Source organism: Planctomycetota bacterium (assembly GCA_039182125.1).
Taxonomy (GTDB): Bacteria; Planctomycetota; Phycisphaerae; order Tepidisphaerales; family Tepidisphaeraceae; genus JBCDCH01.
In genome coordinates, this window is sequence record JBCDCH010000102.1 from 1 (window position 1) to 11,484 (window position 11,484).

Genomic DNA, 11,484 nt, shown 5'->3' on the forward strand with positions numbered 1-11,484 from the left:
CCCCCACCCGCACCCCCTGCGACCCCACCATATCGCAGCCTATTAGTTCAGGAGAACGACCCATGACCCAAGCCTCGACCACCGCCCCCCAAGACGACAGCGCCGCGGCCGAAAACGCCCTCTACATCGGCATCGACCTCGGCACCAGCCGCTCCTCCATCGCCTCGGCCTCGGGCGTCCGTAAGACGGTCGAGTCCTACGTCGGCTGGCCCAAAGACGCCGTGTCGCTCAAGCACATGGGCGGCCAGGAGATCGTCTTCGGCAAAACCGCCCTCGATAACCGGCTGTCCCTGGACCTCTACCGCCCGCTGGCCGACGGCGTCATCCAGGACGACACCGACGGCTCGCGCAACCTCGAGGCCGCCCGCGAGCTGATCAACTACCTCGTCGAGATGGTCGAACCCGGCCGCGGCGAGCAGCTCTTCGGCGTCGTCGGCGTGCCGTCCGAAGCCTCGGGCAAAAACAAGGAAGCGATCATCGAGTGCACCAAGGGCATCCTCGATTCGGTCATGATCGTCACCGAGCCTTTCTGCGTCGCGTACGGCATGGACCGCATCTCCGACGTGCTGGTCGTCGACATCGGGGCGGGCACCACCGACCTCTGCCGGATGCACGGCACGGTGCCGAGCATGGAAGACCAGGCCTCGCTCAACATCGCCGGCGACGCCGTCGACAAAAAGCTCATGGAACTGATCAACAAGAAGTTCCCAAACGCCCAGGTCACCATCAACATGATCAAGCGGCTCAAGGAAAAGTTCGGCTACGTCCACACCGCGAAAGACACCATCGAGGCCGAGTTCCCCGTCGACGGCAAGCCGACCATGCACGACGTGACCGACGTGATCCGCGAGGCCTGTAACATCCTCGTCGACCCCATCGTCGAGTCGATCCACAAGCTCATCTCGAGCTTCGACCCCGAGTTCCAGGATAAGCTCCGCCAGAACATCATCCTCTCCGGCGGCGGCGGGCTGATGGACGGGCTCAACAAGGCGATCGAAGACAAGCTCGACCGCGTCGGCGGCGCGAGCGTCACCGTCGTCGAAGAGCCGATGTACGCCGGGGCCAACGGCGCGCTGCAGCTCGCGCTCGACATGCCCGCCAGCTACTGGCAGCAGCTCAAGTAAACGCGGCCGGCGTGCGGCCTGCCCGCGCCGCCCCACCGATCACGAAAACGCCCACGCGAAGCCGCGTGGGCGTTTTTCGTGGATCTTGCGGAATAAGGGGGGCGGCCGATTCAGGTTTCCTGCATGACCTGCTGCTGGGCCTGCGGTTGCAGCCGGGCGAGTTCCTGGCGGATCTCTTGTTCGGTCACCGGCAGGCCCGCTTCCGCGAAATCGGCCGCGACCTTACGGATCACGTCGGCGTCTCCCGGCTCTTCGAAGTCGGCCAAGACCACGGTTTTCGCGTAGGCGACCGCCTCGTCGCCTTTCCGCCCGAGCTTCTCGGCGGCCCAATCGCCGAGCAGCCGGTTTCGGCGGTTCGTGACTTTGAACCGCAGCTCGCTGTCCTGCGCCATCCGTGTTTCCATCGCCTGTTTCCGCTCGTCGTAGCCCGACATGGCAAACCTCCTTGATTTATCTCTGAAAAATGATCGGGGCGAATCTACAAAACCCCTGTTTATCATAGTACGCAAACGCGCTTCGGCCTGTTCATCGGGTGCGGCCTGAGGGTTTGGCTGGGCGATGGTACGCCGTGGGCATCATCGCGACGGAAACAAAACGGCCCCGCGGGTGAGCGCGGGGCCGGGTGGGGTTTGGTTTTTAAGCAAGCCTTTCAGCTCTTGCCGGTGGTGTCTTCGCCCAGGAGTTCGGCGACCAGCCGGCTGTCGCCGACGGTGGTGGTGATCTCTTCGGGGGATTCGGCACCGGCGGCCTCGGCGACCATCGCGGCCTGCTCGATCTCTTCTTCGACGGACAGGGCTTCCTGCGCGGGGGGCTCGGCGAGCTTGACCACGTTCATATTCTGGTACTCGCGGAAGCCGGTGCCGACCGGGATCAGGTGGCCTAGGAGCACGTTTTCCTTGAGGCCGACCAGGTCGTCGGACTTGCCGGCGAGGGCGGCTTCGGTGAGGACCTTGGTGGTTTCCTGGAACGACGCCCCGGAGAGGAACGACTCGGACTGGAGCGCGGCCTTGGTGATCCCCAGCAGCAGGATCGTCCCGGTCGCGGGGCGACATTTGCTGGCCGAGGCGGTGGCTTTGCCGTCGGCCTCGAGCTTGGCGTTGACTTCCTTGAGCTCGGCCTTGGTGACGATGGTGCCGACGACCAGCGACGAGTCGCCGGGCTCTTTCACCTTGCCGCAGCCGGCGATCTTTTCGTTCGCTTCGCGGAAGCGAAACTTATCGACGACTTCGTTGGGCAAGAGGTCGGTGTCGCCGGGGTTATCGACGCGGGTTTTACGGAGCATCTGGGCGACGATGACTTCGATGTGCTTGTCGTTGATCGGCACACCCTGGGCGCGGTAGACGTTCTGCACCTCTTCGAGCAGGTAGTTATAGAGGGCTTCTTCGCCCTTGATCCGCAGGATGTCCTGGGGGACGAGGGGGCCGTCGATGATCGGGTCGCCGGCTTCGACGTGGTCGCCGGAGTGGACGAGCAGGTGACGGTCCTGCGGGACGTGGTGATCGACTTCGAGGCCCGAATCGGACCGGACGATGACGGTCATCTTGCCCTTGCGTTTGTCGCTGCGGAGCTCGACGGTGCCGGTCATCTCAGCCATGACCGCGGCGTCCTTGGGCTTACGGGCCTCGAAGATCTCGGTGACCCGGGGGAGGCCGCCGACGATATCCGCGGAGCTGGTGGCTTCGCGGGGCTGGCGGGCGAGCATGTGGCCGGCTTCGATCTTGAGGCCTTCGGTCACGTCGATGCGGGCTTTGGCGGGGAGGTAGTGGAAGTCGAGGATGTTGCCGTTGGGGTCGTCGATGACGATCCGCGGGTGCATCTCGCCCTTGTGCTCGATGACCACGAGCTGTTCTTCGGCCTGGCCCTGGGCTTTCTCGGGGCGGACGGTCTGGCCGACGACGATGTCCTCGAACCGGACGACGCCGGCTTTCTCGGCGAGGATCGCCGAGCGGTGCGGGTCCCAGGTCACGAGGACGGTGCCCTTTTTGACTTTTTGGCCGGGGTCGGCCCGGATGTAGGCGCCGTAGGGGACTTTATACTTTTCGAGTTCACGGCCCTTGTCGTCGAGGATGGCGACTTCGCCGTTGCGCTTGAGTGCGACCAGGACGTCGTGGCCCTCGTCGTCCTGGACGGGGACCTCGTTACAGTCGCGGAGCTCGACGACGCCGGCGTTGGCGGCGCGGTGCGAGGTATCGACCAGGCTGGTGGTGGCGACGCCGCCGGTGTGGAAGGTCCGCATGGTGAGCTGCGTGCCGGGCTCGCCGATGGACTGGGCCCCGATGATGCCGACGGCGAGGCCGGGCTCGACGAGCTTGCCGGTGGAGAGATCCATGCCGTAGTCGAGCACGGAGATGCCGGTGCGGCTTTCGGTGGTGAGCGGCGAGCGGACGACGACGGTGTCGATGCCCAGGTCTTCGATCTTGCGGGCGGCCTCCATCGTGATCAGTTCGTTTTCTTTGACGATGATCTCGTCGGTGATGGGGTTGGCGATGGTTTCGCGGGCGACGCGGCCGAAGATCCGGTCGCGGAGCGGCACGTCGACTTCTTCGCCTTTGTAGATCGCCCGCTTGGCGATGCCGCGTTTGCTGCCGCAGTCGTATTCGCCGATGAACTGGTTCTGGGCGACGTCGCAGAGCTTGCGGGTGAGGTAGCCGGAGTCGGCGGTCTTGAGCGCGGTGTCGGCCAAGCCCTTACGGGCACCGTGGGTCGAGGAGAAGTATTCGAGGACCCGCATGCCTTCGCGGGCGTTGGCCTTGATGGGGGTCTCGATGATCTCGCCCGAGGGCTTCTGCATGAGGCCCCGCATGCCGGCGAGCTGCTGGATCTGGGACTGGTTGCCCCGGGCGCCCGAGGCGTCGGCGGACATGATGTGGACGGGGTTGATGTAGAGTTCGCCGTCGGCCGACTCGGTGGGCAGCTCGTTGCCCTCGGCGTCGCGGCGGTCGGACTTGAGCTCTTTGAGCAGCTCCTTGGTGACCTCTTCGCGGCAGTGGGTCCAGAGGTCGAGCAGCTGGTTGTAGCGTTCGCGGTCGGTGATCGCGCCGGAGTCGTAGGCTTTTTCGACGCGGTCGACTTTTTTCTGGGTCGCGGCGATCAGGTCGTGCTTCTTGGCGGGGATGCGGAGGTCGGTGATGCCGAAGGACAGACCGGACGTGGTCGACCGCTTGAAGCCGACGGCCTTCATGTTGTCGAGCAGCGCGATCGTCGCGGGCCGACCGAGGTACTGGTAGGTGTCGTCGATGACGCGGGAGCAGCCTTTTTTACCCAGGGCGCAGTTGTAGAAAGGCATGCCGGGTTCGAGGATGTCGTTAAACAGCAGCCGGCCGACGGACGTGATGATCCGGCCGGTCTCGGGGAGGGGCTCAACGTCGCCGCGCTCTTGGTTGACCACGCCGTGGTACTTCGCGGGGTCGGGGCGGACGACGATGGGCTCGTGGATGCCGATCTTCTTGAGGTCGTAGGCGAGCATCGCCTCGGTGGAGTCCTTGAACTCTTTGTACTTGCGCATCTCGGCGAGCTGGTCGTCGGAGAGTTCGCCGGAGCGGGTGACCAGCTCGTTGGCGATTTCTTCGGACGGCATGCCGCGGAGCATGGTGGTGTAGTACACGCCGAGCAGGATGTCCTGCGACGGCGAGATGATCGGGTCGCCGTTGGCGGGGCTGAAGATGTTGTGCGGCGAGAGCATCAGCACGCTGGTTTCGGCCTGCGCTTCGACGGAGAGGGGCAGGTGGACGGCCATCTGGTCGCCGTCGAAGTCGGCGTTGAAGCCGCCGCAGACCAGCGGGTGGATCTTGATGGCGTTGCCCTCGACGAGGACGGGCTCGAACGCCTGGATCCCCATGCGGTGGAGGGTGGGGGCGCGGTTGAGCATGACCGGGTGCTGGTAGATCACCTCTTCGAGGATGTCCCAGACCTCGGGGTCGCGGCGTTCGAGCATCTTCTTGGCAGACTTGATCGTGTCGACCAGGCCGTGCTCCTTGAGCTTGCGGATGATGAACGGCTGGAAGAGTTCGAGGGCGATCTTCTTGGGCAGGCCGCACTGGTGCAGCTTGAGCTCGGGGCCGACGACGATGACGGATCGGGCGGAGTAGTCGACGCGCTTGCCCAGGAGGTTCTCACGGAACCGTCCCTGCTTGCCCTTGATCATGTCGGTGAGCGACTTGAGCGGGCGGTTGGACGAGCCGAGCACAGGGCGGCGGCACCGGCCGTTGTCGAAGAGCGCATCGACCGATTGCTGAAGCATGCGCTTTTCATTACGGATGATGACCTCGGGAGCGTTGAGGTCCATCAGCTTTTTGAGCCGGTTGTTGCGGTTGATAATCCGGCGGTAGAGGTCGTTGAGGTCGGAGGTGGCGAAGTTGCCGGACTCGAGCAGGACCAGCGGGCGGAGGTCGGGCGGGATCACCGGGACGACGTCCATGACCATCCAGGTCGGGTCGTTTTCGCTGCCGCGGATCTGCTCGACGATCTTGAGCCTCTTGGAGAGGTCTTTGGTTTTCTGCTTGGACTTGGTGGCCTTGAGGTCGGCGCGGAGCTCGGCCTGGAGGGCGTTGAGGTCGATGGTTTCGAGGAGCTCTTTGGCGGCCTCGGCGCCCATCATGGCGACGAAGCCCGAGCCGTACTCGGCGATGGCCTGGCGGTACTCGTCTTCGGTGAGGACCTGCTTGTCTTTCAGGGGGGTGTCGCCGGGGTCGGTGACGACGTAGTCCTGGAAGTAGATGACTTTTTCGAGGTCGCTGGTCTTCATCCCCAGGAGGTTTCCGAGGTGGGAGGGGATCGCCTTGAAGAACCAGATGTGGATGATGGGCGCGGCGAGGTTGATGTGGCCCATGCGCTTGCGGCGGACGCGGCTGTGGGTGACTTTGACGCCGCAGCGGTCGCAGATGATGCCCTTGAACTTGGTGCCCTTGTACTTGCCGCAGGCGCACTCGTAGTCGCGTTCGGGGCCGAAGATGCGTTCGCAGAACAGCCCGTCTTTTTCGGGGCGGTAGGTGCGGTAGTTGATCGTCTCGGGCTTCTTGACTTCCCCGAAGGACCACGAGCGGATGTCGTTGGGTGAGGCGAGGTTGATCTTCACCGAGGAGTAGTCGTTGACGCGGTCGTAGAGTTGTTCAGCCATTTGTTTAGCCTTTAGGCGCTAGAGCCTAGCTATTCGCAAGAGCAGGATGGGGCGGAGAGGTTCTGGCTTGCGGGGAGGTTCACATTCAGGTTCGGACGTTCAGCGGGAAACGAGTTCGGCTTGCTTCTGGCTAGGCTCCGGGCTCTAGCGGCGAGCGACTCGTTACAAAATCGATCCGCCTTCGAACTCGGATTTTTCGATGGTGATGTTCAGGCCCAGGCCCTTGACTTCGTTGCAGAGCACGTCGAAGGCGACGGGCATCCCGGCCTCGAGGGTATTGGTGCCCTTGACCATCGATTCGTAGATCTTAGTACGCCCTTCGACGTCGTCGGATTTCACGGTCAGGAGCTCCTGGAGGACGTAGGCGGCACCGTAGGCTTCGAGGGCCCAGACTTCCATCTCGCCGAAGCGTTGGCCGCCGGTGCGGGCCTTGCCGCCGAGCGGCTGCTGGGTGATGAGGGAGTAGGGGCCGGTGGCGCGGGCGTGGATCTTGTCGTCGACCAGGTGGTGCAGCTTGATGATGGTCATGAAGCCGACGGTGGTCTTCTCGTCGAACGGTTCGCCGGTGCGGCCGTCGTAGAGCTGGATCTTCGCGCCCTTGGGCATCTTGGCGAGCAGTTCGCGGTCGCCGTGGGCGCCGCCGGTCTCTTCCATACGGTTATCGATGTAGGTGTTGGCCTCTTCGAGGACGTCGTGGATCTCCTGCTCGGTCGCGCCATCGAAGACGGGGGTGACGGCCTGGAAGCCGAGCACCTGACACGCCCAGCCGAGGTGGGTCTCGAGGATCTGCCCGACGTTCATGCGGGAGGGCACGCCCAGGGGGTTGAGCAGGACGTCGACCGGCGTGCCGTCGTCGAGGAACGGCATGTCTTCGATCGGGACGATCCGGGCGATCACGCCCTTGTTGCCGTGGCGGCCGGCCATCTTGTCGCCGACCGAGAGCGGCCGCTTGGTGGCGAGGTAGACCTTGACCATCTCGAGGACGCCCGAGGGGAGCTCGTCGCCGCGCTTCATGTGGGCGAGGCGGCGCTGTTTTTCTTTTTCCAGGGCCTGGATGCGGGGCCAGAACTGTTGGTAGAGCTGCTCGGCCTGCTCTTTGATCTCTTTGTTGCCCTTGACCCACTTGAGGTTGAAGTCGTTGATCTGCTCGGTGACGACCTCGGTGATGTCAGACTGGGCGACCTTCTGGCGGGTGGACGGGTCGACCATCTGCGTGCCGGTAAGCTCGTTGACTTGTTCGACGAACTCGCGGAAGAGGGTCACGGCCCGTTCGTCCATCTCCTGCTCGTACTCGCGCATCTCGCGGCGGAGGGCTTTTTTCTGGTCGTCGTTGAGGTGCATCCGGCGGGAGAACCGCTTGGCCCCGATGACGATACCTTCGGTGCCGGCGGGCACTTCGAGCGAGTCGTTTTTCACGTCTTCACCGGCGCGGCCGAAGATGGCGTGGAGGAGTTTTTCTTCCGGGGTCAGCTCGGACTTGCTCTTGGGCGAGACTTTACCCACCAGGATGTCGCCGGGCTGCACGCGGGCGCCGATGCGGATGACGCCCTGGTCGTCGAGCATGGAGAGCATCTTCTCGGAGACGTTAGGGATGTCGCGGGTGAACTCCTCCCGGCCGAGCTTGGTCTCGCGGATTTCGACGTCGAAGTCTTCGATATGGATCGAGGTGAAGACGTCTTCCTTCACGAGGCGTTCGGAGATGACGATCGCGTCTTCGAAGTTGTAGCCGTCGAAGGTGTTGAACGCGACCATGACCGACTTGCCCAGCGAGAGCTCGCCCTGGTGGGTGGCGGCACCGTCGGCGATGATCTGGTCTTTTTTGACTTTTTCACCGAGGCGGACGATGGGCTTTTGGTTCTGGCAGGTGCGTTCATTGAGGCCGACGAACTTGCGGAGTTCGTACTCGTCGGCGTTGTCGACGACGATCTTGAGGGCGTCGACGTAGGTCACGGTGCCGGGGCGCTTGGCGCGGACGACCATACCGGAGTATTTGGGGATCTCCTTTTCCATCCCGGTGGCCACGTAGGAGGGCTCGGTGATGATGAGCGGCACGGCCTGGCGCTGCATGTTGGAGCCCATCAGGGCGCGGTTGGCGTCGTCGTGCTCGAGGAAAGGGATCATGGCGGCGGAGACGCCGACGATCTGCTTGGGGCTGATGTCGATGTAGTCGAGGCTATTGGAGCCGACCTGGGCGAGGTCGCCGTCGACGCGGGCCAGGACGTTGCCGGCGATGATCTTGCCGTCTTCGTCGATGGCGTCGGTCGGGCCGAGGGTGAGCTTCATCTCTTCGTCGGCGCGGAGGTAGACGACTTCGTCCTGGACCTTGTTGTTTTCGACCGCGCGGTAGGGCGTCTGGAGGAAGCCGTAGTCGTCGATGCGGGAGTAGAGGCCCAGCGAAGCGATCAGGCCGATGTTGGTCCCTTCCGGGGTTTCGATCGGGCAGATGCGGCCGTAGTGAGAGATGTGGACGTCGCGGACCTCGAAGCCGGCCCGCTTACGGTTCAGCCCGCCGGGGCCGAGGGCCGAGAGCCGGCGTTCGTGGGTCAGCTGCGACAGCGGGTTGGTCTGGTCGACGACCTGCGACAGCTCGCCGCGGCCGAAGAAGTGGTCGATCGCGCTGCTGATCGACTTGGAATTGATCAGGTCGGCGACCTTCGCCAGCTCGTCGGGGTCCTTGACCGACATCCGCTCCTGGACGGTGCGGCGGAGCTTAAGGAAGCCTTTGCGGAGCTCTTCGACGGCGAGTTCGTCGAGGGTTCGCAGGCGGCGGTTGCCCAGGTGGTCGATGTCGTCGATGTGGGCTTTGTTGCGGTTGTTCCGCAGGTCAAGCATGTACTTGATGACTTCGAGGAAGTCCTCGGCCCGGATACGCATGACGTCTTCGGGGACGTCCATATCGAATTTGCGGTTGATGCGGAACCGGCCGACCTTGCCCAGGCGGTAGCGGTTCTCGTCGTAGAATTTTTCTTCGAAGAGGTCGCGGGCTTTGTCGACCTGCGGCGGGTTGCCGGGGCGGAGGCGGGCGTAGAGGGCCAGCAGCGCGGCCTCGTGCTCGGTCACGTCGAGGTCGTCGGGCAGGTGGGCCTGCTTCTCGTCGGCGATGGTGTTGAGGATCAACATGTCCGACGCGTTCGCGATGACCTCGATGGTCTTGAGCGAGCTGCCCAGGACCTCTTCGATGTTGTCGCCGATCTGCGCCCCCAGGGGGACGAGTTCTTCGCCGGTGTCGGTGTCGATGATCGGCGAGGCGACGTAGTGCTCGGGCTTGGCGTCTTTTACCTTGATCTTCTCGACGTTGTAGAACGTCTTGAGCAGGGCGTCGGTGGTGGAGAAGTCTTCGTTGAGCGCCCGGAGGAAGGTGGTCGCGGGGATCTTGGTCGACTGGTCGATGCGCATCTGGAGGACGTCTTTTTTAGACACCTCCAGCTCGATCCACGAGCCGCGCTCAGGGATGATCCGGGCCGAGTGCAGCGGCCGGTCGGCCTCGGCCGAGGCGATGGAGAAGTCCACGCCCGGCGAGCGGTGCAATTGGTTCACGATGACGCGCTCGGCCCCGTTGATGATGAACTCGCCGCCGCCCATGAGGATGGGCACTTCGCCGAGGTAGATCTCTTCTTCGGGGATTTCCGCGACGTCTTTACGGACCAGACGGACCGCGACGCGGAACGGCATGCCGTAGGTCAGCCGGAGCTCCCGGCACTCGTCGGGGGTGTAGCGGGCTTCGTCGAGCTTGTAGTAGAGATATTCAAGCTGCATGTTCCCGTCGTACGAAACGATGGGGAACACCTCACGCAACAAGCCCTCGATCCCCTTGTGGGGGTCGCGGGCGTCGTAGGCGTGTTCTTCTTGGAGGAATCTTTCGTAAGCGACCTGTTGCACACGCACCAGGTTGGGAATGGGAAGAGCATCTCCGCGTTTGGAGAAGTCACGCACAGATTTCAGCAGCATCAATTGCCTCGCGCTTGGCCAGGGTGGGACAGAGTGACGTCAGGTTGTGGGGGTTTTGGGCCCGATCACACCGCGAACCCGGCACTATAGACCAATCTTCGGGGGTTCACAAGGGGGGGTGGCAAAAAAATTTCCGCGGGTGCGGCCGTGGTCCGAGTTTTGCCTCATCTCGCGGCGGCGGCGGCGGAATCCTGAAGCTGTAAGCATTTACCGCCATTTTCCGGGGAAGCCGGCGGCGATCTCCTCCGCCGTCGGGCCGTCGCCGATGGGGGTAAATGGCATCACGCGGTGGGCCGGCGGGGCGAGCGGGATCGGGCCGGCGGGAGGGGGTGCCGCCGGGCCGGGCGTGGCGCGGCGACTACTGGGGCGCGGCGGTCGGACGGCCCCGGAGGCGGCGTTTCCAGAGGGGCCGGAAGACGAGGTTGCGCTTGAGCCGGTTGGTCCAGAGCGGGAGGCTGACGGCCAAGGGGCGGGTGGTTTGCAGGGCCTGCTTAAATTCGGACAAGGCGTCGGGCAGCGGGGGGCCGAACGCGGCCTGCTGCTGAGGGTAGAGCCGGTCGCGGACGTGGGCGTAGAGGGCCAGGTCGTGGGGGTTGAGGTCGATCAGGAGCTGCCGCTTGCTTTCGTCGGCGAGGATCTGCTTCTTCATCTGGTTGTCGGGGGCGACGTTGACGCCGCGGTAGGTGAGCCGGAAGCCCGGGTCGCCGAGCCAGTGTTTGAAGAGGATCAGCGATTCATCGAAGCGTTCGACCAGGCCGACGAAGCCGAAGTGCTCGTCGAGCAGACGGATCGCGTCGTCGGCGTGAGCAGTGCCGAGCGGCTGGCGGGTCAGGGCACGGGTCTGAAAGTTGGCGGTGGCGGCGGCCCATGCTTCGAACGGCGGCATGGCTCGGCCGCGGTGGTGGCCGTACTGATACGCGGAGGCGGCCCGCTGGACGGGGTCGCGGAGGAAGGTGAAATGCCGGGCGTGGGGCAGGTCGCCGATGAACGTGCCGGGCATGCAGGCGTGGCCGGCGACGCAGCGGAGGACCGGGTAGAACCGTTTGATGTAGGCCAGGTCGCCGTCGCGCAAAGCGTGGGGGCTGTTGTAGAGGTCGCACTGGGTCGAGCCGTAGCGGCGGCGCAGGAGGCTGCGCATCGTCTTGCCGGCGGTTTTTTCGATGTGGGCGAAGACGAGCATGGCGGGGGCGGGCCGATCGGACTCATTTCAACGGGGCGGCCGCGGCGACGGGGTCGGCGGCGGGGCAGGATAACGCAAGTCGCCACGGGAGCGAAGCGGGGGCAGGCAAGGCGGAC

The 11,484-nt window shown here is 64.3% G+C and carries 5 protein-coding genes; 1 reads left to right on the top strand and 4 read right to left on the bottom strand.

From position 1 onward, the window contains the following. Nucleotides 1–62: 62 nt before the first annotated feature. Nucleotides 63–1,124 carry a MamK family actin-like protein gene (gene mamK, locus AAGD32_17440; protein MEM8876032.1) on the top strand — a complete coding sequence of 354 codons (1,062 nt, stop codon included), beginning with the start codon at nt 63–65 and terminating at the stop codon, nt 1,122–1,124. 110 nt (nt 1,125–1,234) lie between these two features. On the opposite strand, the gene AAGD32_17445 is transcribed toward mamK, so the two are convergent. From AAGD32_17445 to AAGD32_17460, 4 genes are all read right to left on the bottom strand, one after another. After that, nucleotides 1,235–1,558 carry a DUF1476 domain-containing protein gene (locus AAGD32_17445; GenBank protein MEM8876033.1) on the bottom strand — a complete coding sequence of 108 codons (324 nt, stop codon included), beginning with the start codon at nt 1,556–1,558 and terminating at the stop codon, nt 1,235–1,237. Nucleotides 1,559–1,773: 215 nt separating this feature from the next. Further along, nucleotides 1,774–6,240 carry a DNA-directed RNA polymerase subunit beta' gene (gene rpoC, locus AAGD32_17450; protein MEM8876034.1) on the bottom strand — a complete coding sequence of 1,489 codons (4,467 nt, stop codon included), beginning with the start codon at nt 6,238–6,240 and terminating at the stop codon, nt 1,774–1,776. Nucleotides 6,241–6,402: 162 nt separating this feature from the next. Beyond that, on the bottom strand, nt 6,403–10,188 hold the full coding sequence (gene rpoB / locus AAGD32_17455; GenBank protein ID MEM8876035.1) for a DNA-directed RNA polymerase subunit beta: 3,786 nt from the start codon (nt 10,186–10,188) through the stop codon (nt 6,403–6,405). Between the two features lie 358 nt (nt 10,189–10,546). After that, the gene (locus AAGD32_17460) at nt 10,547–11,368 is read right to left on the bottom strand and encodes a hypothetical protein (protein MEM8876036.1); all 822 of its coding nucleotides are present in this window, start codon (nt 11,366–11,368) and stop codon (nt 10,547–10,549) included. Nucleotides 11,369–11,484 lie beyond the last annotated feature (116 nt).